The organism is Nocardiopsis listeri NBRC 13360, assembly GCF_001570765.1.
Classification (GTDB): Bacteria; Actinomycetota; Actinomycetes; order Streptosporangiales; family Streptosporangiaceae; genus Nocardiopsis; species Nocardiopsis listeri.
This window is the reverse complement of the sequence record NZ_BCSH01000007.1, coordinates 1-25,652: the sequence shown is the minus strand read 5'-3', so window position 1 is coordinate 25,652 and position 25,652 is coordinate 1. Positions and strand designations below refer to the sequence as shown.

Sequence of the window (25,652 nt, the reverse complement as noted above, 5' to 3'; positions counted from 1 at the left end):
GGCCCTTGACCGGGGCGGGTGGAAAACCCGTGGCCCGGGCGGATGCGGGGCTTTAGGGTCGTGGCCCATGAAAGATCCACGAGCAGACCCGCCCTTCATCGCCGACGAACGCCTCATGCTCGCCAACTGGCTGGACTGGCACCGCCAGACCCTGGAGGTCAAGTGTCAAGGTCTGAGCCGGGCGCAACTGCGCGAACGTTCGGTGCCTCCCTCGGATCTGTCCTTGCTGGGCCTGGTGCGGCACATGGCCTCGGTGGAGTGGGCCTGGTTCCGCTACACCCTGGAGGGCAGTGAGGTGCCCGACCCCATCAAGAGCGCTGATGACCCCCACGCCGACTTTTCCCAGGTGGAGACCGCCTCGGTGGAGGAGGCCTTCGCCCTGTGGCACGCCGAGGTCGCCCACGCGCGCGAGGTCTCGGCGGCACTTCGGCTGGAGGCCATCGGTAAGCGGCAACGTCACGGTGAGGATTGCTCGCACCGGTGGGTGCTGGTGCACATGATCGAGGAGTACGCCCGCCACAACGGCCACGCCGACCTGCTGCGGGAGCGCATCGACGGGGCCACCGGCGAGTAGGGGCGTAATCAGCCCGCCCGGACCTGGCGGGCGATCCGCGCCAGCTCGGCGGGGGTTCCGCCCATGATCTGCGCGGCGTGTTCGGTGACCGCTTCCACCGGCCAGTCCCACCAGCGGGCCTCCAACAGCAGGGCCACGTCCTGTTCGTCAAAGCGCGAGCGCAGGTGGCGTGCGGGGTTGCCTCCCACCAGGGCGTAGGGTTCGACATCTTTGACCACCACGCTGCGCGCGGCGACGATCGCGCCGTCGCCGATGCTCACCCCCGGCATGATGGTGGCGCCTCGGCCGATCCACACGTCGTTGCCGATCCGGGTGTCGGGCGAGGCCGGAATCGACAGGTAGGTGTCCAGGGTGCGCTCGCCCCACTCGCCGCCGAACATCGTGAACGGGTAGGTGGAAGGACCGATCATGGGGTGGTTTCCGGCCGGCATCAGGAAGGTGACCTGCGGGGCGATGGCGCTGTAGCGGCCGATCACCAATCGTTGGGGGCCGTGGTTGTACAGCACGCAGGCGTCTTGGAAGGGAACCCCGCTGCCCTGGTCGTCGTAGTAGGTGTACTCGCCCACCTCGATCAGCTCCGAGGTGATCTGGGCTCGCAGGAAGACCACGTTGGTCAGGTCGGGTCGGGTGGTGGGGTGGAGCCGGTTCGGGTCGGGAGCGGGCACGTGTGTCCTTCCGGGTGGTGGGGCGTGCGCCCGGCTCATGTTGGCAGTCGCCGCCCCCTCCCGCACGCGTATTTTCGTGGCGCCGGCCGGCTGTCCGGGGGTGATCGAAGCGGGGCTTTGACCTGTGGTTCGACCCAGGAGCCATGAGCGCCCCCACCTGCCCGACTCCACCGAAGGCGCGATCGGGGTCGCCACAAGGGTTGCGCGGGGAGCGCCCCGGACCTTACTGTTTCCTTCAAGGAAACTAGGTGAGTGGAGGACAACATGAATCACATCGACCCCTCCGACGCGGAGCGGAACCTGAAGGAAGTCGACGAGGCGAAGCGGGAGGCCTCCGCCGCACTGGTGCACAAGCGCGGTCCTTGGGCCGTGGCCGGCATCGCGGTGTTCGCCGCGTCGGTGCTCTTTTGGCTCATGAGTCCGGAGATGGGCACCTACCTCTCCTGGGGGTTGGTCGTGGTGGGCCTGCTGGCCGCGGTGCTCAACAGGTCCGCTCGATGGGGATGGCTCACCGGTAATCGCGCACGGCTGACCGGCATCGCCGGCCGTCGACGACGAACGCTCTCGCTCGTGCTCATCCTCGTGGTGCTGGCGCTGTTCATCTCGATCAACACGGCCGTTTCGAGCCTGCTGGGCCAGACCTATCCGATCTCGGGGGCCGTGGTGGGCCTGCTGCTCGCCCTGGCGGGTCCGCCCTTCGCCAAGTGGTGGATGACCAGGCCGGAAAAGCGAGGTTAGGTCCGTGGAGATCGACCCGTTGCTGGCCGACGCCACACGGTTGAAGATCCTGGCGTTGCTCGCCTCCAGCGACTGGGCGGACTTCTCCTTCGTGCGCGAGGGTGCGGGGTTGTCCAAGTCGGCCCTGTCCAAGCAGATCGGGAAGCTGGAGACGCACGAATACGTAGAGGTGCACAAGGGCTACGTGGGCAAGTACCCGCGCACCAGTCTGCGACTGACCGACACCGGGCGCGCGGCCATCGAAAACCATCTCGCCGCGCTTCGCAGGATCGTCGACCAGAGTCATCGCGACCGTCCTGCCCGGTAGCGGACCGGCCGCACCAGGACCGATTCTGGTGCGGCCGGTCCGCGTCCGATACGCACGGTCAGGGCAGGGTCTTGGACAGGTCCTTGACCACGGTGCGTTCGGGGACCAGGCGCACCAGGCGGGCGTCGTCGGCGAAGTGCTGGAAGTCCGGATGCCAGGTGCTCTCCTCCTCGCCCAGGTAGCGACGGAGTTTGCGTCTGGCCAGGGCCCGGTCGAAGGGCACCACTTCGGCTCTGCCCCGCATGATCACCTGTAGGTACTCCTGACGTCGCAGGTCACAGGTGTCGATCACCACGGCGGTGCGTGGGTCGCGTTCCAGGTGTTTGACCATGACCGAGTACTCACCGGTGATCCACCGCAACACCCCTTCCTCCCACAGGAACCAGACCGGTCTGACGGTGGGCGCACCCGAGGCGTTGGTGGTGGCCACGCGGGCCACCAGTGGCCGGGCCAGGAAGCTGTCGACGTCGAAGGGGTGGGGCGAGGGGGTACTGGGAGTTTCGCTCACCCCTTCACGCTAGGTTTTCGAGGCGGGCGGGGGAAGAGGAACGAAGTCGCCTGTGGACGACCCCCGCGGGCGCGGCGCGCCCGGGTCCGCCCGAGGAGGTCGGACCGCGTGGCCCCGGCGCGGGTGAACGGCGACCACACCCGTTGCTGTCTCCTCTGCCCAATCATGGCGACCAGCGAATTCAGTAATGCTGTTGGGCATTAATTTTTATCCGCAATTGCTCCAATATGGGCTCTGAATCCCGGAATGTCATGCCGACGACGGCCTAATGTGGCCAAGGCTTTTCCTTTTCATGATCGAACTCCTCGCCTAATGTCGTTGGGGGCGCCGCGAAGCGCGACCGGGACATTCCGGCCGTGGTAACTATTGGCGTCTCCAACCGAGAGAGGGAATCCATGTCTGCCAACAAGCGACTGTTCGCCACCGCAGCGATGGTGGCCGCCGTCGCCGTCGCCGGTGTGCTCGGTACGGCCCCGACGGCCTCGGCCGCGAGCGTCCCCATGGTCGAGGCGCAGGCCACCTACATCTACCTCTACGAGCACGACGACTACAAGGGCGGGTCCTGGCGGACCTCCGGCAGCGACCGCAACCTGGCCGGCAACTGCTGGAGCGGGTCGGGTTGCCGTAGCGTCAATGACAACGCCAGTTCCATGAAGAACCAGAAGTCCAGCAACGCCTCCTTCTACGAGCACGCAGAATACAAGGGGGCGTCCTACTACGCCCAGAAGAACTCCTCCGACAAGGATCTGACCGACAACGGATTCGACAACAAGATCAGCTCGATCAAGGTCTGGTGATCAGCGTGCCGGGGAAGTCGGGCGCGGCCTTCCCGGCACCATGCCGATGAAGAACCGATGGAAGGAATAGGGCGTTTCCTCCCGGACCTGAAGGACCGGGTCTCCAAGCCCGAACAAACCGATGAACAGACTTCTTTCGGTGGCCGGGTCGCTGTGCCTTGCCCTCGGACTCGCCGCCTGCGGCGTACAGGATGGGGAAGGCGGGGACCGCTACCTTCCCGCCGATCAGAGGGTGCGGTCGCTGACCCTGCCCTTCGACGAGTACACGCTCTCCCCCTTCCAAATGCGAACACTCGACTACGCCGAGGACCTGCTCGTGCGCGACTGCATGCGAAGACACGGCATGGACTGGCAGGTGCTCCCCGCCCCCGAGGAGGAGGGGACCGACCCCGCGCACCGACGTCGATACGGAGTGATCGAGATGGAGGTGGCCCGACAGTACGGTTACGGCGCCCCGCCGGGGGCGGCGGACGAGGTCCTCGTGGAGGAGACGCGGCAAGAGCGGCTCACCCTCCTGGCCACCGAGCACCGAGCGGCCCACGGGAGCGAGGGCGAAACCGGGTGCCTCGAAGAGGCGGCCGGGGACATCACGGCGGGTGTCCCCGACATGGACTACGACCTGTTGAACTCCTACATCCACGCGAGCTTCGAGACCTCCCGAAGCGCGCCCCCGGTGGTCGACGCCTTCTCCGCCTGGAGCGCGTGCATGGCGGAGCGGGGCTTGGACTATCCCACTCCGCCCGAGGCCTGGGCCGAGGAGCGTTGGGCGGAAGGGGAGGACGATCCGTCAACGCAGGAGAGAGAGGTGGCCACGGCGGACGTGGCCTGTAAGGAGGACGCCTCGGTGGTCGAGGTCTGGCGCGAGGCGGAGGCGGCGGAGCAAGAGGACCTGATCGAGGAACACCCCCGGGATTTCGCACTCTTCGCCCAGGTCAGGGACGTCCAACTGGAGACGGCGCGAACGGTACTCGAACGGTTCGGGTCCTAGATGTACTCGACCTCTGTGGTCAGTGCCTCTAGGCCACGTGCTTGACGAACACCAGGCCGTCGATTCCGGCCAAGTGGGCCGGGGCCAGTGGGGCGTATCCGAACCAGGGCGACTCACGAGGTCGGAGCGGGGCGCCCTCCAAGGCCCGGGCCAGGGGCCGGGGATCGACCAGGTGATGGTCGCCCTCCAGCTCATGCAGCAGCCCTTCGATGGTGTGCGGCGGTGGAGTGTCCACGCCCTGGCCCGACAGGGTGCCCAGTGCCGTGTGCAGGAAGGCGTACTCCTGGCCCAGGCGGGCGTTCAGCAGCGCTCCGGCGCTCCACCATCGCACCCGCCCCTGCCACATGTCCATGCTGCTCTGGTGCCTTTGCAGGTGGGCGTTGTGGGCGTGGACCATCGTCGCCGCGCGTTCGGCGGTGGCCAGGAGGTTGTGGGCCATCATCGCGTCGCGCACGCTCAGTAACCGGGACATGCGGGCCGGTGAGGTGTCGGCCATGCAGTGGTGGTAGCGCAGCAGACCGGTGGCGGTACGCCCGTACAGGCGCGCCCGCTCCATGTCCTCTTGCGAGGTCTTCGCGATCAGGTGCGGGGCGTCCTCCTCCAACAGCGCCACCAGGTCGTGGGCGATCAGTCGCAGTCGGTCGGCCTCGGCGGAGCGTCCCACAGATCGGGTGGGGTCCATCATGGCCTCGGGTTCGGTCCACTGTTCGTCGGCGCCCAGCAGGTCGTGCAGGGTGTGTGCGGTGCAGGGCAACAGCCCCGATTCCACGTGGGTGGAGAGGAACCCGTGCAGCGCGATCAGGGCCTGGCGTGGGCTCTGGGCACCGGTGATCTCCAACGGGCCGTCGAAGCCGACGAAGCGAACCTGTTCGTGGGCGGGCCGGCCCTCGTTGTGGGAACGCATCCAGCGCACCAGGTCACGGTTGCCCTGGTCGGCGCCCCATTGGTGGCTGAATCCGCGCTCCAGCACCTCCTCCAGGGTGCCCGGGCCACCGGTGACGTACTCGTCCACGACCAGGCCCCTCAGACAATCGCTCTCGATCGCGATCGTGCGGTAGCCGTACTGTTCGGCGAGCTCTCGGAAGAGGTCGTTGCGCAGGTTCAGCAGCGTGCCTTGGCGGTGGGCGGGCTCGCCCAAGGCCAGCAGCCGTGGCCGTTGTGGCAACAGGTCCATGACGGCGTTGACGTCGAGGGCTCGGGTGGCATCTTCGATGTCGAAATCCATACCTTCAACGGTATCCCTGAAGTTCCTATTTGGACTTTTTCCTGAAATGGCCAGGATTCATAAGGAAAACCCTCAAACCGGGTAGCATCCCGACACAGATCGGCAGGGGGACGTCCGGCGGGCACCCATCCACCCGAATCAGCCCACCGGAGTCAGTCGGCCGGCCTTGGCAGGCCGGTGGTGAACGGTGTGGCTCGCCACTGGTCGACGGCCGGGTTCAGGTACTGCGCCAGCAGAGGCAGCTTCGGGACGAGTTCGAGGGTGGCGATCACTCGCAGTGCCCCCACCGCGTTGACGAAGGACAGCACGTCCTCATCGAGCTCACGTTGCCCGTTACGTCGCGCGCCACGGTTGTAGGAGGCCTCCAGCTCCGGTCCCAACGCGGCCAGGTCCCACTCCACCGGGCCCAGCGAGACCAGCTCGAAGTCGGCGTAGCGATCCCCGTCCACCGCTGCGAAGATGTTCGCGGGCGGGGAGTCACCATGGACGGGCTGTAGGTCGATGCCCGGAAACGCCTTCTCGAACTCCGCGCGTGAGCCGGCGACGGGCTCCAGGACCCGCCACTCACGACGGGCGCGGTCCAAGTCCTGAGGGGAGATGAGGTCGGGGCTCTTCTCCAGCTGATCCAGGCCGGCCGAGAGCGAGTGCGGATCGGCCGCGCCCAGGAACGTCAGCCGCCCCGGGTAGTCGCGCAGGGCGGCGTGCAGGTTCGCGGTGCTCTCGGAGTTGACCGCGTAGTCGGGTTCCTTGTCACGGTTCTCCTGGACGTACTGCCAGAACGTCATCGAGAACCCGTCACGCTGGACGGGTCGGCGTGGCACGAGGGGGCTGGGCGGGAGCACGGGGACGCCCTGTTCGTCCAGCCACCGGGTCACGTCCAGTTCCGCGCTTTGGCGTGCGGCCAGGGATTCCAGGCTCGTGGATTGCGGCAGGACGGTGGGGATCCGGGCCACGACGGGGGAGGGCGCCAGGTGCACGACCACGGAGAACAGGTCGTGGAGGAGTCGGGGTTCGGTCACCGTGAGTCCGAGGTCGCGTCCGGCTCCGACTGCGGCCTGCACGGCGGCGGAGGTACGGCGGGCGAGCTGTTCTCGGGTGAGGAAGTCGGTCATCAGCCGATCGTGCCACGCCCCGGATCTGGTGGAACACCGGATCGGGCGCTGTGTCGCCGATCGGTGGCGGACCGGGAAACGGCCCACCACCGGGAAACGCTCGGGTCAGGCGTCGGGAGCTTCGGCGGCGACCAGACGGGTGAAGGAGTCCCACTCACCGGCCCCGACAGGGAGGAAACCCAGTTCGGGGTACTTGGAGTCACGAATGGCGGCACCCGTGGGCAGGCCCGCGACCTCCACACAGTTCTCATGCCCAGACGAATGGGAGGACTTACGGAAGTTGAGGATGGGGGCGATCTCCACGCAGTTGTCACCGCTGGTGGAGTAGGAGGACTTACGGAACTCCAGCAACATGTTCAGGCTCGCTTGTCGTGCTCGTCGGCGATGGAACCGATCAGGTCTAGCGACCTCTGCGGGTCCAACGCCAGGTTCTGGACGGCATCGAAGATCAGCGCGTGTTTGTCGAAGTAGTCTCCGTCTTCAACGTACAGCGCCTCCACCACGGTGGGAATTGAGACTATGCCCGGCTCTGGACGGGGGAAATCGAACAGGGCGAAGGCGCCATCGACTGCGGGGTGCGCACCAGCCTCATCAGCGATCACCAACAACGAAGTCTCCCGTGCCTTCGTGCGCACCATGGTCGAGAGCGGCAACACCCTGTTCATCCGCGACCTGGAACGCTTCGGCGGCTGGGCCCGCTGGGACCGACGCAACGACTGGCTCACCCAACAGGAGCCCCGCCTGCTGCGCGCTCTGTTCGACTGAACCCCATTGTCCACGGGCACGGCCTGTCGAGGTGTTCCCGCCCCACTTGACGGGCATCCTTCCGACCATGGACAACACCGTCTTCGGGCCCAACGGCCCCACCCCACAGGCGGGACGGACCGACGTCGAACACCTGATGGCGGTCTTGAACCGCCACCGCGCCGGCCTGACCGGCGCCAAGGGCGTCACCATCGGCTCCGGCGAGATCGTGCACACCCTCACCAGCCATCTGTGGGCAGGGGTGTCGGTACCGGCCACCGGATGCCACGCCGCCGTGGACCCACTGCGCCTGCGCGCCGCCGCCACCGGGGTCGACTGCCGCCGCTGCCTGGCACGCTATCGCCGCCCCGACGCCTCCATCCCCGGCCAGACCCTGCTGGAGTTGCCGACCACACGTGCCTGAAACCATCGGCTCGCGACCAGGCCCCACCCGGTGAACGAATCCCATCTCCCGCGCCCCGCCTTGGAAAACCGGTGGCCCCACGCCACCGGTACGGGGATCATCGACCCATGCGTATGGGAGTGGTGGGCCTTCGCCAGGGACTGCACATGGCCCGATGGGCGAAACGAATCGGCATCGAAGTGGTCGCGGGCTGCGACGTGGACCCCGCCACGGCGCGAAACGCCGGCGCGCAACTGCCCACCCTGACCCTGGTCGCGCACTGGCGCGACCTGCTCCACCAGGATCTGGACGCGGTCCTGCTCACCAACGACTTCGACTCCCACGCACCCCTGGCCATCACCTTCCTCGAACATGGCGTCCACGTACTCTCAGAGACCGCGGCCTGCGTCGACGCCCGGGAGGGAGCCGAACTCCTGGCCACCGCCCAGGCGAGCACGGCCACCTACTCCTTCGCGGAGAACTACGTCCTGCACCCGCACACGCGACTCCTACGCACACTGGCCCAAGAGGGCACGTTGGGCGAGATCGACCTCATCGAAGCGGACTATCTGCACGCCATGGCCCCCCGAACGGTCCAAGACCTGATCGGGGACCCCGGACACTGGCGTGGCCGTATCGCTCCGAGCGCCTACTGCACGCACTCGCTATCGCCCATCCTGGCGATCACCGAAGCCCTGCCGGTGCAGGTCACCGCCTTCACCGTGCACACCGCCTCTCCCAGACAGGCCTCGGTGATGGCGGTGCGCCTGTCCACCGGGGCGCTGGCCCTGACCCGCAACGGCTTCCTTCAGGGAGAACCGGACTCGCACTGGAGCCGGATCTCGGTGCACGGCACACGCGCAGCCGCCGAAGCGGGGCGAAGCCTCGGCGAGAGCGCCTGGTCGGTGCGGGTGCGTCACCCGGGATGGGCGCGCGCGGACGGGCACACCCGGGAGGACGAACACATCGCCCCTCCGGTACTCGTGGACGACGTCGCCGTGGAACGAGGACAGGAGGGCACGGTGCTCGTCCTCCAAGGGCTGCGCGCGACCGTGGAAGAGGGTGCGCCACCACCGGTGGGGGTGCGCGAGGCCGTGGCCGCGTCCCTGGTGGGGGTGGCCGGCGCCCGCTCCCTGGAGGAAGGCTCGATACCGGTGCCGGTCCCCCTGCCCTGGACCTGAATCACCCCGCCCCCAACGCCCGGCCTGCGAACGATCCCGTGCCGGACGCGGCCACATCACTCCAACGGCCCGCATTCGACCTAGGACACCTCGTCGATGAGACCGACCGGGCGCACCTGCCATCGGCCACGCCCAAGGCTCTCCTCTAAGCTCGAGGCGACCTCGAATCCACTCCCGGTCGTCCCCTCATCCCACCTTGCTCCTGGAGTGTCCCCGCGTGTCCGCCCTCCCCACCCGCCACCGCCCCTCCGGGCTGGCCTTCGCCCTCGCCTCGGCTCTGGCCTTCGGCGGTTCGGGGGTCTTCGCCCGCCCCCTGTTGGACGCCGGCATGGACCCGCTCCATGTCACCTGGCTACGGGTGGCCGGCGCCGCACTGATCCTGCTGCCGGTGGCCCTGCGCCACTGGCGTCTGGTCCCGCGCCGCCCCCTGTTGTTGCTGGCCTATGGCCTCTTCCCCATGGCCGGAGTCCAGGCCCTGTACTTCGCCGCCATCGCCCGCATCCCCGTCGGTGTCGCCCTGCTGCTGGAGTTCCTGGGCCCGGTCCTGGTACTGCTCTGGGTGCGTGTGGTGCGCCGCAACCGGGTCTCCCCCGCCGCCGTCATCGGTGTGGTGTCGGCGGTGGCCGGGCTGGGCCTGCTGTTGGAGGTGTGGGCCGGTATGCGCCTGGACGCCATCGGGGTGGGTCTGGCGTTGGGTGCGGCCGCCGCCCAGGCGGCGTTCTTCCTGTTGGGCGATGCCATGGGAGAGGACACCGACCCGTTGGCGGTCATCGCCTTCGGTGCGCTGATCGCCGGTGTGGTGTTGGGCCTTCTGTCCCGCCCTTGGACCCTGCCCTGGCATCTGCTGGGCGCCCCTCTGCCCTTGGGCTCTCTCACCCTGCCCGGGTGGGCCCTCGCCTCGTGGCTGGCCTTGGTGTGCACCGCCATCGCCTACTTCCTCGGGGTCTCGGCGATCAAGCGCCTGTCCCCGCAGGTCGCCGGAGGTGTGGCCTACCTGGAGGTGGTCACCGCCATCGTGCTGGCCTGGATCCTGCTCGGTGAGGCGCTCAACACCATGCAGTTGCTGGGCGCGATGGTGATCGTGACCGGGGCGTTCATCGCTCAGACCGCGGTGCCCCCCACCCCGACCACCACCGCGGCGAGCGATCCCGACGAACCGACCACCACACCGACCGACGAAGGCGACCCACCACACTCTCGGGCCCTGGACCGGCACTGAACCCGACCCGACCTCAGCGCACCAACACCGACCTCACCTCGGGCGCACACGCGAGAACGTCAACACCCAGCTCCAGGCCCCCACGGCTCAACGTCGGGCCGGCAACGCGATCCGGTCCAGGTCCGCGGCCAACACCACCGACCCATCGAACTCCTCGGCGGCCTGGGCCACGAACAACCCGTCCTGGTCCTGCTCATACCTCTCCGACAAGTGGGTGAGCACCAACAGACGCACCCCCGCCCGCGCCGCGATCCGCCCCGCCTGCCGGGCCGTCAGGTGCCCGTACCGCTCGGCCCATTCCTCGTGCTCGTCCAGGTAGGTCGACTCGATCACCAGCATGTCCGCGCCCCGCGCCAGTTCCACGGCCTGCTCGCACTCGCCGGTGTCCATCACGAACGCGAACACCTGCCCGGGGCGGGGTCGGGCGCACTCGGCCAACTCCACCGTACGCCCCCGCACCTCGATGCTCCCCTGACGTTGCAAACGGGCGATGTCGGGCCCGCGCACCCCCAAGTGCGCCAACCGCTCGGGCAGCATCCGCCACCCGTCCGGTTCGACCAACCGGTACCCATAGGCCGGCACCGAGTGGCGCAGCGGCAACGCCGTGATGGTGAAGGGCTCGTCCTCGCCAGGTACACAGCCGCCCGAGCCGCCCACCGGCTGGGGAACGATCACGTCGGTGTCCACGAAGGAGGTGGCGTGGCGCAACCGCTCCCAGTACTCCTGGCCCGCACTCGGGTAGGCGGCCCTTACCGTGTGCGACACCTGGTCACGGGCGATGCGCTGCACGATGCCCGGCAACCCCAGACTGTGGTCGCCATGGAAGTGGGTCACACAGATCCGGGTGATGTCGGAGGCCGCGAGCCCCACCATGCGCATCTGTCGCTGGGTGCCCTCACCGGGGTCGAACAGCACCCCCTGATCTCCCCAACGCAGGAAGTACCCGTTGTGGTTGCGACGACGGGTGGGCACCGCACTGGAACTGCCCAAGATCACGAGTTCACGAACCGACATGGCCCGCATTGTCCCATTCCCTGAGTGTCCCGCCCCTCTCGAACACCGTCTCTGTCCGCTCTGTCCACAACAGACAACACCACCCCCAACACCTACCGGCCCGACACGCCGCTCACGGCACGCCCCCCGGCCGAGCTCGCCCAGGAGTTCGGACGTAACACCGATGCGATCGGTGCCCGCCCGACCCCGGTGGGCATCGACGAACCCGCCTGAGCCCTCACCGTGCCGCCCCGACGGCCCCGGCCCCACCCACCCCACCACACCCATGGCCGCACACCGTAGGCTTGACGGTCATGCCCACACACGAACGCGAGATCACCTCACCCGTGGACCTGTGCACCCCTCAGGGGCGCCTGAACCCCGGGGCGGTGGGCTGGTCGCGCACCCCACTGCACCGCACCCACATCCCCGGCTGGTCACGCACCAAACGCTGGGAGTACTGGTGCGTGAGCACCCCCACCCACCTGGTCGCCATCACCGTCGCCGACATCGACTACCTGGGCCTGACCTCGGTCTACCTGCTCGACCACGCGAACCCCACCGCGCCCGTGGAGGTCTCGCGCACCGCGCTGCGCCCCCTGGGCCACGGGGTGCGCGTCCCCCACAGTCTGGGCGCCGGCCCCACCGCCGCCTTGGGTCCCATCCGCGCCCACATCGACGACACCCCCACCGGCACCCGGCTGCGCTTCTCCTGCACCACCGACCACGGGCCCCTGCACGCCGACCTGCTCATCAGCCCACCCCCGGGCCACGAATCCATGAGCGTGGTCATCCCCTGGAGCCCCACCCGCTTCCAGTACACCTCCAAGAACACCGCCCTGCCCGCCTCGGGCACCGTTCGACTGGGCGAGCACACCTACGACTTCACCGACGCCTTCGGCGTACTGGACCACGGCCGCGGCCGCTGGCCTACGACATCAACTGGAACTGGGGCGCCGCCGCCGGACACACCAACGGCCACACCCTGGGCCTACAGTTCGGCGGCCAATGGACCAAGGGCACCGGCCTGACCGAGAACGCCCTGTGCGTGGACGGCCGCCTCACCAAGATCGGTGAAGAACTCGTCTGGGACTACGACCCCGACGACTTCCTCGCCCCCTGGCGCCTGTACACCCCCGCCTCCGACAAGGTCGACGTGGTATTCACCCCCTTCCACGAACGCGTCGACCGCACCGACACCGGCCTGATCGTCAGCGACACCCACCAATGCTTCGGCCATTACCGGGGCACCGTACGCACCGACGACGGCACCCCCCCTGACCGTGAGCGACCTGAACGGCTTCGCCGAACAGGTCCACATGCGCTGGTGATCCTCGGGGCACGCACCCCACACCCCGTGCGCGCCCCCGCCTGCCCCTGGCGAGCGAAGGCCACGAGCACAGCCGCCCTGAACACACCCGGTTAGCTCCCCTTGCCCCCACCCCCACGCCACCCCAAGACAAAACGGCACCAAAAATCCCCACAGAAACAACATCCAGCCACCAGACCAGCCCCAACGATGCCAAGGTGGCCAAATCCTGCTACCGTGCGGGTCGCGAACTACGGGATGATTTAGGAGACCTGAACATGGGGCAACAGCCTCGCGAGCAATGGGGAACGCGAGCGGGATTCCTCATGGCCGCGATCGGATCGGCCATCGGACTGGGCAACATCTGGCGATTCCCCTACGTCGCCTATGAGAATGGGGGCGGAGCCTTCCTCCTGCCCTACCTGATCGCGATGCTCACCGCGGGTATCCCACTCCTCATCCTCGAATACGGCATCGGCCACCGCTACCGCTCCTCGGCCCCCCTGTCCTACCGACGAATCCGGCGCCCCGCCGAAGCCCTGGGCTGGTGGCAGGTGGCCATCTGCTTCGTCGTGGCCATCTACTACGCCGTCATCATCGCCTGGTCGATCCGCTACACCTGGTTCTCCATCACCCAGGCCTGGGGCAACGACCCCGACGGGTTCTTCTTCAACGACTTCCTCCAGATGAACCCCGAACCCGGACCGGTCTCGGGCTACGTCTCCGGGGTCGCCTGGCCACTCATCGGCGTGTGGCTGGTCGCCCTGACCATCCTCATCATCGGTGTGCGCCGCGGCATCGAGATCATCAACAGGATCACCATCCCCCTCCTGGTGCTCCTGTTCGGCATCATGGTCATCCAGGCCCTGACCTTGGACGGCGCGGCCACCGGCCTGAACGCGTTCTTCACCCCCGACTGGTCGGCCATGCTCACCGGCAAGGTGTGGATCGCCGCCTACGGACACGTGTTCTTCTCACTGTCCATCGGCTTCGCCATCATGGTCACCTACGCCTCCTACCTCAAACGCAAGTCCGACCTGACCGGTTCGGCCATGGTCGCCGGGTTCGCCAACGCCTCCTTCGAACTCCTGGCCGGCATCGGCGTCTTCGCCGCCCTGGGATTCATGGCCGCCGCAGCAGGCACCGCCGTCGACGAAGTCGCCACCTCCGGCATCGGACTGGCCTTCGTCGCCTTCCCACAGATCATCTCCAGCCTGCCCTTCGGCGGCCCACTGTTCGGCGTACTGTTCTTCGCCTGCCTGTCCATCGCCGGCGTCACCTCACTGATCAGCATCGTCCAGGTCATCGTCTCCGCCGTCCAAGACCGCACCGGGCTGGGCCGCACCCAGACCGTGGCCCTGGTCGGTGGCGCCACCGCCCTGGCCTCGATCCTGCTCTTCCCCACCCACGAGGGACTGCACTTCCTCGACGTCTTCGACCGCTTCATCAACCAGTACGGCATCGCACTGGCCGGCCTGGTCCTGGTCGTCTTCATCGCCTGGGGGGTGCGCCGACTCAAGCTCTTCCAAGCCCACGTCAACGCCGTCTCCTCCATCCACCTGGGCACCTGGTGGCGCGTCACCCTGGGCGCGGTCACCCCCATCCTGCTCGGCATCATGATGTGGGACAGCCTGCGCATCGAACTCACCGAGAACTACGAGGGCTACCCGACAGGGTTCCTCCTGGCCGCCGGATGGGGCGTGGCCATCGGTGCCATCGTCTTCGGCATCATCATGGCCTGCTTCCCCTGGAAGAGGGCCGACGCCATCGCCCGCGACGACGCCGCCCGCACCCGGGACAAGGACGACCAGGCCCCGGTGCAACTGGAAGAGCCCGAGCAGGTCGGCACCGAACCGGCCACCGACCACACCCCTGACAAGGAAGGGGACCACTGATGTCCACCAGCGCCATCGTCATGATGGTCATCTCCATCACCGTGCTCTGGGGCGGCCTCATCACCGCGGTACTGCACCTGCGTCGCCACCCCGACGAACCCGAAGCCGAATAACGTCCCCAAGACGGTGGGGCCGCCCGATCCGATCGGGCGGCCCCACCATCCTTTGCCACACCGCACGAGGTCACCGCACACACCCGTCGACGTGGACGACCCCGCGATGACCACGTACATGAGCCCCTGCCACCAGACCGAGCGCACCGACCACGCCGTCCACACCGCCACCGAGGCCGCCCGCGAACCCGGACTCACCGTGACCGGCTCGCGGGCATTTCACCGAAGGCGGCACGACCCGATCCACGGCTGGGAAAACTGCATGACGCTCGCCGCACGCCGTGCCATGCTGATTCCTCCCCGGTAAAAGGAGGTGCCCATGGACGCGTGCGTGTTCTGTCTGATCCGCGAGGGCGCGGCCGCGCATAGCCTCGTCCACTCCGACGACCTGGTGTTGGCGTTCATGGACCTGTACCCGGTCACACCAGGACATGTGCTGGTGGTTCCACGCGAGCATTTGGTGGGCTTGGGCGAGATCGGTGACGAGCTGGGCGGACGGCTGTGGAGCGTGGCCCGCCGCGTGGGAGACGCCCTGCGCCGCAACGCCCTGAACCCAGGGGACACGGACCCGGGTACCGGCGGACCGATGCGTTGCGAGGGCGTCAACCTGTTCCTGGCCGACGGCGAGGCGGCCGGCCAGGAGGTCTTCCACACGCACCTGCACGTCTTTCCGCGCTACGAGGGCGATGCCTTCTCGGTGCACGCCCTGTGGCAGGAGGCCGAACGCACCGAACTCGACGACCACGCGGCCAGGCTGCGCGCCCTGCTGCCCTGACCACGGAGACGCCTGATTCGAGCGTTGCAGCAGGTCGCTGGTGAGGTGGCGAAGATCCTCTCGACCTGGTCAAGCCAGGAGGAGTGGGACGGTGTCAACTACCCGTGGTCGAAGCCTCACGGGCTTGGGGGTAGGCGCCCACCTGGTGGGTGGGGCCTACCTCCCGCGTCCGAGTCCCACTTATCTGGTGGGGGTGTGCGCAGGTTGCACGCCTGCCAGATCCGCCCGATCGCGGATTTGGACAGCCCGCTGCGCCGAGCCATCCTGGCCCGCGTCCAGTGCCTGGCCACTCACCGATCGCCCACACTCAACGAAGCCCTACAGCCGGCGGTGGAACACCGACGTGTCCGCACCCCACCACGCGAGGGGCCCTTGGCCCGGCCCCCGCACCGGGCCAAGGGCCGCACCCATCATCCGCCCGCGAACTCGCGCACGATCCGCGCACAGAACGCCGGCAGATCATCGGGGTCACGGCTGGTGGTGACACCGTGATCGGTGACCACCTCCTCCTCCACCACCGTGCCCCCGGCGTTACGGATGTCGGTACGGATACTGGGGTAGGAGGTCACGGTGCGCCCACGCACCACATCGGCCTCCACCAGGAGCCAGGGCCCGTGACAGATCGCCGCCACCGGCTTACCACCGGCAACGAAGTCACGCACGAACGACACTGCGTCACTGTCCGAACGCAGGTTGTCGGGGTTGACCGTCCCCCCGGGCACCACCAGGGCGTCGTAGTCGTCCACCCCCACACCGGCCACCTCACGGTCCACATCGAACCGGTCGGCCGGCTCGATGTCACCGTTCATCGCCTGGATCGATCCCGCCTTCAGCGACACCAACTCCACTCGGGCCCCCGCCTCGGTCAAGGCCCGACGAGGCTCCACCAACTCCACCTGTTCGACCCCATCGGCGGCCAAGATCGCCACCGTCCGGCCGTTGAGCTCTCCAGCCATGGTCTCCCCCTTGCTGAACGTCGTGTTCGCTCGGGCCCGAAGCAGGGCCCGCTGCCACATCGTCCGCCCTACCCGCCCACCCCTTCTTCCTCACACCCATCAGCACCTCCACACCGAGAACCGGACCACACCCGTACACGTCCCCACCCTTGTCCACTTCTTAGGAGGCCACCCGCGTCCTGGAACGCTTCACCGGACCGATCCCAGGGCAAGTCCCACGACGCGAAGTACTCATCACCCACGCCTACCTCATCTGCCACCTGCTCGCCCACGCCATGGACGCACCACCATGGCGGTGGATCTCCACACCGGTGGCCAACGCCGCTCTGACCGTCATCCGCTACCGCCCCACGCCCCGGCCGCCGTCATGGTCCCCAACGACACCGTCCACCTACCCGAGCCGCTGCGCTGGAGTGACCAACCCACCTGGCGGCCCCCACCGAGCGCGCCCGACCCCCATTCGCCCGCCACTCAACCCCGAGAGCCCTCCCACACCCCGGCGGGAACGTGCTCCAACAGGTCGATCAGCCGATCGGCCATGGCCACCGCGGCCTCCGCCTCCAACAGGCCCTCACCCCAGGTCAGAAGATGCTCACCGGTGAAACGGAACCCCGCCCGCTCCTCGGGCGCCTCCAACAACCAGGCGCGCACCCGCTCATCCAGCAACGCCCGCGCGAACGCCTCGTCCGCACAACGCACCTCGAAGACCTCATCGAAGGCGGGCCCACCCACCCGCACCCGCCCCGCACCCGGCAGGGCCGGCCCCGCCTCGGCGCGCACCTGCAACACCGGGGTGTGCGGCGTGGAAACGACCACCACCGGGAAACGATGCGTGCTGGGAGCCGAACGCCCGTCCCGGCCACAAGCGGTGTAGACGTACTCATAGGCCAACACCCGATGCCCCCGATGCTCGGCGGAGAGCACATGCACCGCCCTGGCGTTGGAAGGGGCCCGCCGAAAGGGCGCACCGGCGAACCGGTCGGCCAACTCGGGCCGCTCACGGTCATAACCCCACCCGCGCCCATCGGCCCACACCCGCAAGGTCCCGGCCCGCTCACGCTCGGCCGCGGCACTCATCACCGAGATCGCGATGATGATCACGACCGCGATGGCCAACAGGGCCAAAACGCCACCGGACATGGGGCACATCCTCTCAGCGCGACTCTCCTACCGGTGAGACGCGCCCCACACCCTCCCCGGTTCCCTCCAATCCACGCACCCCACCACCCCGACCCGAACAACACCACCGGCCCGCCCCGGCCGCCCTATCCTGACCCCGTCACCCACACCCCTCTCCGGAAGGAACCGCGTGGACGAGCCGGCCCGCCTGCGCCCCATCGACCTGGCCCGCGCCGCGGGCATCTCCACCCAACAGGTCCGCAACCACGCCGACGAAGGCCTGCTACCACCCACCCCACGCACCGCCTCCGGCTACCGCGTCTTCACCGCCCACCACCGCCGCGCCCTGCTCACCTACCGGGCACTGTACGCGGCCTTCGGCAGTCACACCTCCCGCCAGATCATGCACGCCGTACTCGCACAGGACACCGACCGCGCCCTGGAGCTCATCGACGCCGCCCACGCCGACCTGCACCGACACCGGCAAACCCTGGACCAGGCCGGCCAGGCCCTGGCCGCCATCGCCCACCACACCGAGAACGCCCCCACTCCACCCTCCGGTGACCTGCGCATCGGCGAGGTCGCCGCTCACCTGGGGGTGCGCACCTCGGCCCTGCGCGTGTGGGAGCAGGCCGGCCTGCTCACCCCCCGACGCGACCACACCACCGGGTACCGCACCTACACCCCCGCCGACGTGCGACTGGCCCGTATCGTCCACCTGCTCCGCCAGGTCGGCTACCCGCTACCCGACATCGGCCCCGTTCTGGAGCAACTACGCCACAGCGGCGACACCACCGCCCTGAACCAGGCCCTGGAGCAGCGCTCCCACGACCTGTTGGGCCGCTCCCGGGCGATGCTCACCGCCGCCGCCCACCTGCACGAGCACCTCACCCACACCTGACCCGAACGAAAAAGGGGGGGCCGTCCTCATCGAGAACGACCCCCGCACGACAAAAAGGTTCAGGCGAACACCTTGCCCGGGTTCAGGACACCGTGCGGGTCCAACGCCGCCTTGACCGCCCGATGCATCTCCACCACCTGGGGCCCCAACTCCTGGGCGGCCCCACGCATCTTGAGCAACCCCACCCCGTGTTCACCGGTGACCGTGCCACCCATCGCCAAGGCCTCGTCAACGATCGCCTCGAAGGCCTGCTTGGCCCGCTCCTTGGCGGCCTCGTCCCCGGCCGGAACGATGAACAAGGGGTGCAGGTTACCGTCGCCGGCGTGGGCGATGTTGCCGATGTGGGTGTCGAAACGCTCCGCGGCCCGCTCGATGGCCGCCAACATCTGCGGCACACGCGCCTTGGGCACGCACACGTCCTCGGTCAACAACGGACCCAACCGCTCCAACGCCGGATAGGCCAACCTGCGCGCCGAGAACAACGCCTCGGCCTCCTCGGCATCGGTGGAACGCACCGCGTACACCGCACGCTCCTTTTCGAAACACTCCAGGATGCGGTCGGCCTCGACCTGGCCCGACTCACCGGGCAGGTCACTGCGGGCCAACAACAACACCTCACCCTCGGCCGAGAGCCCCATGTTCTTCCACTCATCCACCGCCCGTAGACAGAACCGGTCGATCAACTCCATCGCCGAAGGCACGATGCCGGCCGCCGAAACCGCCGCGACCGCCCGTCCCGCATCCACCAACGAGTCGAAGTAGCCCACCACCGTGTGCTCCACCCCGGTGCGCAACGGCACCAGGCGCAAAGTCACCTCGGTGACCAGACCCAACGTGCCCTCCGAACCCACCATGAGCCCGGCCAGGTCATAACCGGTCACACCCTTGGCGGTGGTGCGCCCCAACCGCACCACCTCACCGCTCCCGGTCACCACCTCCATGCCCAGCACATAGTCACGGGTCACCCCGTACTTGACACAGCACAACCCGCCCGCGTTGGTGGCCACGTTCCCACCGATGGTCGACCACGGAGCCGAAGCCGGGTCCGGCGGATACCACAACCCGTCGGCGGCCACCCGCTCGCGCAGGTCGTCGTTGACCACCCCCGGCTGCACCGTGACGCTCTGCTGGACCGCGTCGACCTCCAACACCCGATCCATGCGCTCGAAGGAGACCACCACCCACCCCTGGCCGGCGTTGGCCGCACCCGAAAGCCCCGTACCGGCGCCGCGCGCCACCACCGGAACCCCGTGCTCCACACAAGAGCGCACCACCCGCGCCACGTCCGCCGTCTCACGGGGGCGCACCACCGCCACCGGGCCACCGTGGGGCGCCCACTCGGCCTCATCGTGCGCGTACCCGGCCATCACCTGTGGATCGGTGACCACCGACCCCTGGCCCAAGGCGGCCGTCAACTCCTGCACGAGAGCGGACATGGACACACTCCTCACCACGCTGTGACGGCACCGTCTGCGCCGACGATGTCCAGCACTCTAACCGGACATCCCACACCGGCCGGTCACCACCTGCGCCCCTCCCTCCTACCGGGGCCGCTCCTGCCTCGGGCCACCACCCTGGGAAGGGCCCTGCCCGACACTTTCGACACCCCCCTGAAAACCCACGAAAACCACCCAAAGCGGTGTTAACGTGAATCCCTCACCGGCCTCGGAGGTGGAGCATGCGCACGATCCTGGTCACCGGAGCCACAGGCGCCCTGGGCACCCACGTCACCGACCTGCTACGCCAAAGCGATGACCACGTTCGCACCCTCAGCCGCCACCCCGATCCCAACGACCCCCACGCCCACACCGTCGACCTACGCCAAGGCACCGGACTCGACCAAGCCCTGGACGGCGTCCACACCCTGCTGCACCTGGCCTCCACCCCCGCCGGAGGCGACCTGCGAGCCGCCACCCACCTCATCGGCGCGGCCCGCAAAGCACGCGTGCACCATCTGATCTACATCTCCATCGTCGGCGTCGACCGCATCCCCTTGGGCTACTACAAGACCAAACACACCGTCGAACAGGCCCTACAGGCAAGCGACCTGGGCGTGACCATCCTGCGCACCACCCAATTCCACACACTCATCAACGACCTGTGCCAACGCATGGCACGCCTGCCCGCCATGCCCTACCCCGACGTGGACGTCCAACCCGTCGACCCCACCGAAGTGGCCCTACGCCTGGCCCGCCTGACCCAAGAAGAACCCGCCGGACGCGTCGACGACATGGGCGGACCCCGCATCGAACCCTTCGCCGACCTGGCCGACACCTACCTGCGCGCCCACCGTCTGAACAAACCCCGCCTGCCGCTACGCGCCCCGGGCCGCATCTTCGCCGCCTTCCGCGCCGGAAACCACCTGAGCCCCGAACACGTCGTGGGTCGCACCACCTTCACCCAATACCTGCACAACACCACCCACCACTGAACATCCCGCACACGAAAACGGGGCGAGTGGCCCCCTCACACCCGCCCCACCCCAGGACGTCAACGGCTCAACCGGCGATAACGCACCACCGACAACGGCACGAACACCGCCAACAACACCAACGGCCACACCAGCGCCATCAACACCGCGTTCTGCGCCACCCACCCCTGACCGGCCACCGCCGTGTTCCCGAACAACTCCCGGCACGCCAACACCGTCGCCGACAACGGATTCCACTCCGCCACCGGAGCCACCCACACCGGCACCATCTCCGCGGGCACGAACGTCTCCGCCACCATCGCCAACGGGAACACCAAAGAGAAGAACTTCATCGCCGACTCAGGGCTGCGCACCATCAACCCCAACCAGATCCCGACCCACGTGAAAGCCACCCGCAACAGCAACAACAACCCCAACGCCGCCAGCGCCGCACCCACACCCAGGTGCCAACGCCACCCGATCAACAACCCCATCCCCACCAGCACCACCAGATCCACCAGCGCCGCCACCACATCGGCCATCGACCGGCCCACCAACAACGCCGAGGGCGCCATCGGCAACGTCCGAAACCGGTCCACCACCCCACGCCCCACATCCGAGACCACCGCGATCGTGGTGTTACCGATCCCGAACGCCATCGTCAACGCGAACAACCCCGGCATGAGGAAATCCCGGTACCCATCACCACCCAACCCCATGGCCGCGCCCATCGCCTCACCGAAGACGAACCCGAACAGCAACACCGCCAACACCGGGATCATCAACGTGCCCACGAGCTCATCGGGTTTGCGCACCAGATGCGCCAGATAACGGCGCGCCACCACCGCCGAGTCGGCCACCACCCACCCCAGGCGTCGCGACCACGACCGCGCCCCACCAACCGCTCCCAGAGCCCACTCGCCCCCACTCACCACGAACCCCTTCCACCCACATCACCCGAACCATCGCCCTCCTGACCGGTCAAGGCCAAGAACACCTCGTCCAACGTGGGCTTACGCAACGCGATGTCCTCCACGTCCAACCCCGCCTCGTCCAAGGCCCGCACCACCTTGGTCAACGCTCCGCCCCCTCCCGCCAGCGGCGCCCGCACGCACAACGCGTCCACATCCACCGACGGTGGCGCACCGGCCATACGCTCCAACACCTGGGCCACCACCCCCAACTCCTCGGTGCGACCCACCACCACCTCCACCCGGCCCCCGCCCACACGCTCCTTCAACTCTCCCGGCGTGCCCTGGGCGATCACCCTTCCGGTGTCCATCACCGAGATCCGATCGGCCAACCGGTCGGCCTCCTCCAGGTACTGGGTCGTCAACAACACCGTGGTGCCACCCGCCACCAACCCACGCACCATCGACCACACCTGACCGCGGCTCCGCGGGTCCAACCCCGTGGTCGGCTCGTCCAAGAACAGCACCCGCGGGTCCAACACCAGCCCCGCCGCCAGATCCAACCGACGACGCATCCCACCCGAAAAGGTGCGCACCGGCCGATCGGCCGCCCCCACCAGATCGAACCGCTCCAACAGCTCTTGGGCGCGCGAGCGCGAACGTCGCCGCCCCAAGTGGTACAAACGCCCGAACATCTCCAGGTTGCGGCGCGCGCTCAACACCTCGTCCACCGCCGCGTACTGGCCCACGAATCCGATCCGCTCACGCACCACCCAGGGCCGGGCCACCACATCGGCCCCCGCCACCCACGCGCGCCCGGAATCGAAGGACAACAAGGTCGCCAACACCCGCACCATCGTGGTCTTACCGGCACCGTTGGGCCCCAACAACCCGTGCACGGTCCCCGCACCCACCCGCAGATCCACCCCGTCCAAGGCCACCCTGCCGCCCCGGTAGTCCTTGCGCAGCCCCCGCGCCAAGATCGCCGTGTCCGTGTCCATCAGGCCACCACCGAACCGGGCACCTCAACGGCCGGCACCTGCCCGGGGCACCCACCCACCACACTCACCCGCTCATAGCGGCCCACCGCGATCCGTGCGATGTTGCGCACCGACTCACTCCCGGACCGGTAATAGGAGCAGTGCCCGGGAATGTCGCCGGTGGCGAACACCCGCGCCCCAAAACCCGATCGCAACGGCGAAGGCCCATGCCCCACCCCGCCCACATACCCGCGCGGAAAGAACCGGATCCAATCCTTGGGTCCCAAAGCCGCCCACAGATTCCCCGAGAACCCCAGCGCGGCCCGGTCACGCACCCCCAACCCCGGACTGCCCAACACCACGCACTCATCCACCCGAGCCCGCGACAACGCCAACCCGCACACCACCGCACCGTAACTGTGCCCCACCAACGTCACCCGCGCCGAAGACGGCAAGAACCGGGTCAACCGCACCAGATCACGCGCACCCCGCTCGGCCGGAGCCCGCATCACCGCCTCACCGAACCCCCGCGGGGTCCGATACCCCACCCACACCACCACCGCCACCCGTTCGGTGGGAGCCTGACGACGCATCTCCTCCAACAGGATCGCCGCGTTCGCCCGCGGCCGCGTCGACCTCGCCTGATCGAAGTAGTTACTCAGGTCGTTGTCGTTACCCGGCACCACCACCGCCACATGATCGGCCTCGGCCGCATCCCCCAACTCCTCCACGATGCGCCCCGGCCCACTCTCATCGAAGGCCAGCACCCGCACACCACGTCGCACACCACGCCCATAACGCAAGGGGCCCTCAACGACACCGCAGGAAGGGGGATCCACCGCGATCATGACTCTCCTCGACGAAACCGAAAATCGCCGGGTCCTCCCCGACCCCTCAAACGCTAGATCCGGCCGCCGGGAACCACCATGACGTCACCACCCGCTCACACCTCCACCTCCGCCCACCCCCCGAAGTGGTGCCAGCACCACCCCACCGCCCACCACCGGCCAAAACACCGTGCCCCACCACCCGCGCCTCTGCCAGGATGCCCCCATGCCCATCCACACCCTGGCCAGGCGACCCGACCTGATCCCCGCCCTGGACCACCCCCACCTCAACCCCGGCCCCCAGGTGATGTTCCACGACCAGGACTCCACCCGCCTATGGCCCCACCTGCCCGCCACCTTCGGCGAGCACCAACTCGCCCTGGTCGAGAACGGCCAGGTCATCGCCCGAGCCCACAGCGTCCCCCTCGCCTGGCACCACAGCGAACACGACCTGCCCCAAGGCGGCTACGCCTGGGCCCTACGACAAGCCTTCGACGACCACACCCACCAACGCACCCCCACCATCGCCGTGGCCCTGTACATCGCCATCACCCCCACCCACCAGGGCCAACGCCTCAGCGCACACATGGCCAAAGCCCTACGCACCAACGCCGCATCCCACGGCCTCACCGCGCTGGCCGCACCCCTGCGCCCCACCCTCAAACACCACTACCCGCTCATCCCCATGGCCGAATACGCCAACTGGAAACGCCCCGACGGCACCCACTTCGACCCCTGGATCCGCACCCACCACCGCCTGGGCGCCCACATCCTCCACCCATGTCAAGAATCCATGCACGTCACCGGCACCCTGCACCAATGGCGACAATGGGCCGGCAAAGACCTCCCCGGCAGCGGAGAACACATCATCGACGGCGCCCTGACCCCCGTCACCATCGACACCACCACCGACCACGGCCACTACACCGAACCCAACCTGTGGGCCTGGCACCGCCTGGAGCCCACCCCGTGAGCGCGCCCCCACCCACCGGCCTCAACCCCGACGGCACCATCGCCCGCGAAGGCTCCCTCACCCACGTCCCACCCGCCTTCGCCCCGCTCATCGAAGCGCTGCGCACCCACCTGCCCCACACCTTCGGGCCCCGCCTGCACAGCGCCTACCTGTACGGCGGCATCCCCCGCGGCACCGCCACCCCCGCGGTCTCGGACCTGGACGCCCTGGCCCTGCTGCACACCCCACCCACCCCCCAGGACCACGCGCTGGCCAGCGCCCTGATGGCGGAGTTGAACGCCGCCTTCCCCACCATCGACGGCGGCGACATCCTCCTGGAACACACCGACCAGATCCTGCGCCCCCTGACCGCGCAAGACGGCGGCTTCTTCGTGGCCTGCCTGTGCACACCACTGACCGGCCCCGACCTGGCCCACCACCTACCCGCCTACCGGCCCACCACCCTGCTGGCCCGCCAGACCAACGGTGACCTGCACCGCGTCCTGCCCCGCTGGCGCCACGCCCTGACCCAGGCCCGCACCGACACCGACCTGAGCGTCCTGGCCCGCCGCGTCGGACGACGTCTGGTCCGCACCGGATTCACCCTCACCATGCCCACCTGGGGTGGCTGGACCAGCGACCTGCACCTGGCCACCGACCTGTTCTCCCACCACCACCCCCACCAGACCGACCTGATGCGCCTGGCCCTACGAACCGCCACCCGCCCTACCCCCGACCCCACCCCGCTCCACCGCCTACTCGACGACCTGGCCCCCTGGCTGGAAACCACCTACACCGCCACCCACGGCCGCAAGAGCACACCCTGAACACCACCCCGCGCCCCCACGGATCGATGTCGCACCCCCGTGCGAAACTGACAACGTGAAACGCCCCGACCTGGACGACCTGGTACGCCTACGCCGCGCCCGCGACCGCATGGACCGCGACTACGCCCAGCCCCTGGACGTACCCGCCCTGGCCCGCCAGGCCCTGATGTCCACCGGACACTTCTCCCGCAGCTTCCGCGCCGCCTACGGAGAAACCCCCTAG

The 25,652-nt window shown here is 68.4% G+C and carries 30 protein-coding genes and 3 pseudogenes; 20 read left to right on the top strand and 13 right to left on the bottom strand.

All coding sequences use genetic code 11. The annotated features are described in order from the left end of the window. The first annotated feature begins 67 nt into the window (after positions 1–67). The gene (locus tag NLI01S_RS02660) at positions 68–574 is read left to right on the top strand and encodes a DinB family protein (protein WP_067598543.1); all 507 of its coding nucleotides are present in this window, start codon (positions 68–70) and stop codon (positions 572–574) included. An 8-nt stretch (positions 575–582) separates the two neighbouring features. Here the strand turns inward: NLI01S_RS02660 and NLI01S_RS02655 are convergent, their stop codons facing one another. Further along, positions 583–1,239, bottom strand: coding sequence for a CatB-related O-acetyltransferase (locus tag NLI01S_RS02655; protein WP_223809081.1), 657 nt, complete (start codon positions 1,237–1,239; stop codon positions 583–585). 264 nt (positions 1,240–1,503) lie between these two features. Between NLI01S_RS02655 and NLI01S_RS02650 the strand changes: the two genes are divergently transcribed. Together NLI01S_RS02650 and NLI01S_RS02645 are read left to right on the top strand one after the other, a co-directional pair. Beyond that, positions 1,504–1,977: a hypothetical protein gene (locus tag NLI01S_RS02650; protein ID WP_157090924.1), complete on the top strand. Its 474-nt coding sequence runs from the start codon at positions 1,504–1,506 to the stop codon at positions 1,975–1,977. Positions 1,978–1,981: 4 nt separating this feature from the next. Further along, positions 1,982–2,284: a winged helix-turn-helix domain-containing protein gene (locus NLI01S_RS02645; RefSeq protein WP_067598535.1), complete on the top strand. Its 303-nt coding sequence runs from the start codon at positions 1,982–1,984 to the stop codon at positions 2,282–2,284. 58 nt (positions 2,285–2,342) lie between these two features. Here the strand turns inward: NLI01S_RS02645 and NLI01S_RS02640 are convergent, their stop codons facing one another. Further along, positions 2,343–2,792 carry a pyridoxamine 5'-phosphate oxidase family protein gene (locus NLI01S_RS02640; protein WP_067598532.1) on the bottom strand — a complete coding sequence of 150 codons (450 nt, stop codon included), beginning with the start codon at positions 2,790–2,792 and terminating at the stop codon, positions 2,343–2,345. Positions 2,793–3,187: 395 nt separating this feature from the next. Between NLI01S_RS02640 and NLI01S_RS02635 the strand changes: the two genes are divergently transcribed. After that, complete coding sequence (locus NLI01S_RS02635; protein WP_067598529.1) at positions 3,188–3,589, top strand: peptidase inhibitor family I36 protein; 402 nt, start codon at positions 3,188–3,190, stop codon at positions 3,587–3,589. Positions 3,590–3,710: 121 nt separating this feature from the next. Next, a complete protein-coding gene (locus tag NLI01S_RS02630; protein WP_157090923.1) occupies positions 3,711–4,577 on the top strand; it encodes a hypothetical protein in 867 nt (288 codons plus the stop codon). 28 nt (positions 4,578–4,605) lie between these two features. Here the strand turns inward: NLI01S_RS02630 and NLI01S_RS02625 are convergent, their stop codons facing one another. The 4 genes and pseudogenes from NLI01S_RS02625 to NLI01S_RS02610 form a co-directional block, all read right to left on the bottom strand. Further along, positions 4,606–5,802: an erythromycin esterase family protein gene (locus NLI01S_RS02625; RefSeq protein WP_067598523.1), complete on the bottom strand. Its 1,197-nt coding sequence runs from the start codon at positions 5,800–5,802 to the stop codon at positions 4,606–4,608. A gap of 152 nt (positions 5,803–5,954) precedes the next feature. After that, positions 5,955–6,914, bottom strand: coding sequence for a phosphotransferase (locus NLI01S_RS02620; RefSeq protein ID WP_067598521.1), 960 nt, complete (start codon positions 6,912–6,914; stop codon positions 5,955–5,957). 105 nt (positions 6,915–7,019) lie between these two features. Further along, positions 7,020–7,268 (bottom strand): DUF397 domain-containing protein, encoded by a 249-nt coding sequence (locus NLI01S_RS02615; RefSeq protein WP_067598518.1) that lies wholly within the window; start codon positions 7,266–7,268, stop codon positions 7,020–7,022. A gap of 2 nt (positions 7,269–7,270) precedes the next feature. After that, a pseudogene (locus NLI01S_RS02610) lies at positions 7,271–7,531 on the bottom strand (Scr1 family TA system antitoxin-like transcriptional regulator); the annotation flags it as partial. Positions 7,532–7,541: 10 nt separating this feature from the next. Here NLI01S_RS02610 and NLI01S_RS25530 point away from each other — a divergent pair. From NLI01S_RS25530 to NLI01S_RS02595, 4 genes are all read left to right on the top strand, one after another. Continuing rightward, a complete protein-coding gene (locus NLI01S_RS25530) occupies positions 7,542–7,679 on the top strand; it encodes a hypothetical protein (RefSeq protein WP_157090922.1) in 138 nt (45 codons plus the stop codon). Positions 7,680–7,746: 67 nt separating this feature from the next. Next, complete coding sequence (locus NLI01S_RS02605; RefSeq protein ID WP_067598907.1) at positions 7,747–8,082, top strand: hypothetical protein; 336 nt, start codon at positions 7,747–7,749, stop codon at positions 8,080–8,082. Positions 8,083–8,189: 107 nt separating this feature from the next. Continuing rightward, on the top strand, positions 8,190–9,242 hold the full coding sequence (locus NLI01S_RS02600; protein ID WP_067598515.1) for a Gfo/Idh/MocA family protein: 1,053 nt from the start codon (positions 8,190–8,192) through the stop codon (positions 9,240–9,242). Between the two features lie 217 nt (positions 9,243–9,459). Beyond that, on the top strand, positions 9,460–10,461 hold the full coding sequence (locus NLI01S_RS02595) for an EamA family transporter (protein ID WP_084392261.1): 1,002 nt from the start codon (positions 9,460–9,462) through the stop codon (positions 10,459–10,461). Positions 10,462–10,548: 87 nt separating this feature from the next. Here the strand turns inward: NLI01S_RS02595 and NLI01S_RS02590 are convergent, their stop codons facing one another. Then, complete coding sequence (locus NLI01S_RS02590; RefSeq protein ID WP_067598904.1) at positions 10,549–11,475, bottom strand: ribonuclease Z; 927 nt, start codon at positions 11,473–11,475, stop codon at positions 10,549–10,551. A gap of 24 nt (positions 11,476–11,499) precedes the next feature. On the opposite strand from NLI01S_RS02590, the gene NLI01S_RS02585 reads away from it, so the two are divergent. From NLI01S_RS02585 to NLI01S_RS02565, 6 genes and pseudogenes are all read left to right on the top strand, one after another. Further along, complete coding sequence (locus NLI01S_RS02585; protein WP_067598509.1) at positions 11,500–11,688, top strand: hypothetical protein; 189 nt, start codon at positions 11,500–11,502, stop codon at positions 11,686–11,688. 80 nt (positions 11,689–11,768) lie between these two features. Next, positions 11,769–12,880 (top strand): annotated as a pseudogene (locus NLI01S_RS26780) (DUF2804 domain-containing protein). Between the two features lie 161 nt (positions 12,881–13,041). Then, entirely contained in the window at positions 13,042–14,658 is a 1,617-nt protein-coding gene (locus NLI01S_RS02575; RefSeq protein WP_067598506.1) for a sodium-dependent transporter, read from the top strand. Beyond that, entirely contained in the window at positions 14,658–14,771 is a 114-nt protein-coding gene (locus tag NLI01S_RS25000) for a methionine/alanine import family NSS transporter small subunit (RefSeq protein ID WP_084392259.1), read from the top strand. Before NLI01S_RS02575 ends, NLI01S_RS25000 begins: the two co-directional genes overlap by 1 nt. Positions 14,772–14,862: 91 nt before the next feature. Continuing rightward, entirely contained in the window at positions 14,863–15,078 is a 216-nt protein-coding gene (locus NLI01S_RS02570) for a hypothetical protein (RefSeq protein ID WP_067598503.1), read from the top strand. Positions 15,079–15,090: 12 nt separating this feature from the next. Continuing rightward, positions 15,091–15,546, top strand: a complete 456-nt coding sequence (locus NLI01S_RS02565) for an HIT family protein (RefSeq protein ID WP_067598500.1) — start codon at positions 15,091–15,093, stop codon at positions 15,544–15,546. A gap of 410 nt (positions 15,547–15,956) precedes the next feature. Here the strand turns inward: NLI01S_RS02565 and NLI01S_RS02560 are convergent, their stop codons facing one another. Then, positions 15,957–16,502, bottom strand: coding sequence for a type 1 glutamine amidotransferase domain-containing protein (locus tag NLI01S_RS02560; RefSeq protein WP_067598901.1), 546 nt, complete (start codon positions 16,500–16,502; stop codon positions 15,957–15,959). Between the two features lie 471 nt (positions 16,503–16,973). Continuing rightward, the gene (locus NLI01S_RS02555) at positions 16,974–17,642 is read right to left on the bottom strand and encodes a hypothetical protein (RefSeq protein ID WP_067598497.1); all 669 of its coding nucleotides are present in this window, start codon (positions 17,640–17,642) and stop codon (positions 16,974–16,976) included. Between the two features lie 169 nt (positions 17,643–17,811). Here NLI01S_RS02555 and NLI01S_RS02550 point away from each other — a divergent pair, with 169 nt between their 5' ends. Next, positions 17,812–18,522 (top strand): MerR family transcriptional regulator, encoded by a 711-nt coding sequence (locus NLI01S_RS02550; protein ID WP_067598494.1) that lies wholly within the window; start codon positions 17,812–17,814, stop codon positions 18,520–18,522. Between the two features lie 59 nt (positions 18,523–18,581). Here NLI01S_RS02550 and NLI01S_RS02545 read toward each other — a convergent pair whose 3' ends face one another. Next, the gene (locus NLI01S_RS02545; protein WP_067598491.1) at positions 18,582–19,958 is read right to left on the bottom strand and encodes an FAD-binding oxidoreductase; all 1,377 of its coding nucleotides are present in this window, start codon (positions 19,956–19,958) and stop codon (positions 18,582–18,584) included. A 242-nt stretch (positions 19,959–20,200) separates the two neighbouring features. On the opposite strand from NLI01S_RS02545, the gene NLI01S_RS02540 reads away from it, so the two are divergent. Then, positions 20,201–20,953, top strand: a complete 753-nt coding sequence (locus NLI01S_RS02540; protein ID WP_067598488.1) for an SDR family oxidoreductase — start codon at positions 20,201–20,203, stop codon at positions 20,951–20,953. Between the two features lie 59 nt (positions 20,954–21,012). On the opposite strand, the gene NLI01S_RS02535 is transcribed toward NLI01S_RS02540, so the two are convergent. From NLI01S_RS02535 to NLI01S_RS02525, 3 genes are read right to left on the bottom strand one after another with little or no spacing between them, the layout of a single operon-like run. Continuing rightward, the gene (locus tag NLI01S_RS02535; RefSeq protein WP_067598898.1) at positions 21,013–21,864 is read right to left on the bottom strand and encodes an ABC transporter permease; all 852 of its coding nucleotides are present in this window, start codon (positions 21,862–21,864) and stop codon (positions 21,013–21,015) included. After that, complete coding sequence (locus NLI01S_RS02530) at positions 21,861–22,844, bottom strand: ATP-binding cassette domain-containing protein (RefSeq protein WP_067598485.1); 984 nt, start codon at positions 22,842–22,844, stop codon at positions 21,861–21,863. The genes NLI01S_RS02535 and NLI01S_RS02530 overlap by 4 nt, the downstream gene beginning before the upstream one ends. Further along, positions 22,844–23,671, bottom strand: coding sequence for an alpha/beta hydrolase (locus NLI01S_RS02525; RefSeq protein ID WP_067598482.1), 828 nt, complete (start codon positions 23,669–23,671; stop codon positions 22,844–22,846). Before NLI01S_RS02525 ends, NLI01S_RS02530 begins: the two co-directional genes overlap by 1 nt. Positions 23,672–23,876: 205 nt before the next feature. On the opposite strand from NLI01S_RS02525, the gene NLI01S_RS02520 reads away from it, so the two are divergent. From NLI01S_RS02520 to NLI01S_RS02510, 3 genes and pseudogenes are all read left to right on the top strand, one after another. Beyond that, entirely contained in the window at positions 23,877–24,623 is a 747-nt protein-coding gene (locus NLI01S_RS02520) for a hypothetical protein (protein ID WP_067598479.1), read from the top strand. Continuing rightward, positions 24,620–25,429: a nucleotidyltransferase gene (locus tag NLI01S_RS02515; RefSeq protein WP_067598476.1), complete on the top strand. Its 810-nt coding sequence runs from the start codon at positions 24,620–24,622 to the stop codon at positions 25,427–25,429. The genes NLI01S_RS02520 and NLI01S_RS02515 overlap by 4 nt, the downstream gene beginning before the upstream one ends. 109 nt (positions 25,430–25,538) lie before the next feature. Further along, a pseudogene (locus tag NLI01S_RS02510) lies at positions 25,539–25,652 on the top strand (AraC family transcriptional regulator); the annotation flags it as partial.

Coding starts and splice junctions, on each gene's coding strand:
- NLI01S_RS02660 (WP_067598543.1), top strand. CDS start 68: ATGAAAGATCCACGAGCAGACCCGCCCTTCATCGCCGACGAACGCCTC.
- NLI01S_RS02650 (WP_157090924.1), top strand. CDS start 1,504: ATGAATCACATCGACCCCTCCGACGCGGAGCGGAACCTGAAGGAAGTC.
- NLI01S_RS02635 (WP_067598529.1), top strand. CDS start 3,188: ATGTCTGCCAACAAGCGACTGTTCGCCACCGCAGCGATGGTGGCCGCC.
- NLI01S_RS02630 (WP_157090923.1), top strand. CDS start 3,711: ATGAACAGACTTCTTTCGGTGGCCGGGTCGCTGTGCCTTGCCCTCGGA.
- NLI01S_RS02625 (WP_067598523.1), bottom strand. CDS start 5,802: ATGGATTTCGACATCGAAGATGCCACCCGAGCCCTCGACGTCAACGCC.
- NLI01S_RS02620 (WP_067598521.1), bottom strand. CDS start 6,914: ATGACCGACTTCCTCACCCGAGAACAGCTCGCCCGCCGTACCTCCGCC.
- NLI01S_RS02615 (WP_067598518.1), bottom strand. CDS start 7,268: ATGTTGCTGGAGTTCCGTAAGTCCTCCTACTCCACCAGCGGTGACAAC.
- NLI01S_RS02605 (WP_067598907.1), top strand. CDS start 7,747: ATGGACAACACCGTCTTCGGGCCCAACGGCCCCACCCCACAGGCGGGA.
- NLI01S_RS02600 (WP_067598515.1), top strand. CDS start 8,190: ATGCGTATGGGAGTGGTGGGCCTTCGCCAGGGACTGCACATGGCCCGA.
- NLI01S_RS02590 (WP_067598904.1), bottom strand. CDS start 11,475: ATGTCGGTTCGTGAACTCGTGATCTTGGGCAGTTCCAGTGCGGTGCCC.
- NLI01S_RS02575 (WP_067598506.1), top strand. CDS start 13,042: ATGGGGCAACAGCCTCGCGAGCAATGGGGAACGCGAGCGGGATTCCTC.
- NLI01S_RS25000 (WP_084392259.1), top strand. CDS start 14,658: ATGTCCACCAGCGCCATCGTCATGATGGTCATCTCCATCACCGTGCTC.
- NLI01S_RS02565 (WP_067598500.1), top strand. CDS start 15,091: ATGGACGCGTGCGTGTTCTGTCTGATCCGCGAGGGCGCGGCCGCGCAT.
- NLI01S_RS02560 (WP_067598901.1), bottom strand. CDS start 16,502: ATGGCTGGAGAGCTCAACGGCCGGACGGTGGCGATCTTGGCCGCCGAT.
- NLI01S_RS02555 (WP_067598497.1), bottom strand. CDS start 17,642: ATGTCCGGTGGCGTTTTGGCCCTGTTGGCCATCGCGGTCGTGATCATC.
- NLI01S_RS02545 (WP_067598491.1), bottom strand. CDS start 19,958: ATGTCCGCTCTCGTGCAGGAGTTGACGGCCGCCTTGGGCCAGGGGTCG.
- NLI01S_RS02540 (WP_067598488.1), top strand. CDS start 20,201: ATGCGCACGATCCTGGTCACCGGAGCCACAGGCGCCCTGGGCACCCAC.
- NLI01S_RS02530 (WP_067598485.1), bottom strand. CDS start 22,844: ATGGACACGGACACGGCGATCTTGGCGCGGGGGCTGCGCAAGGACTAC.
- NLI01S_RS02525 (WP_067598482.1), bottom strand. CDS start 23,671: ATGATCGCGGTGGATCCCCCTTCCTGCGGTGTCGTTGAGGGCCCCTTG.
- NLI01S_RS02520 (WP_067598479.1), top strand. CDS start 23,877: ATGCCCATCCACACCCTGGCCAGGCGACCCGACCTGATCCCCGCCCTG.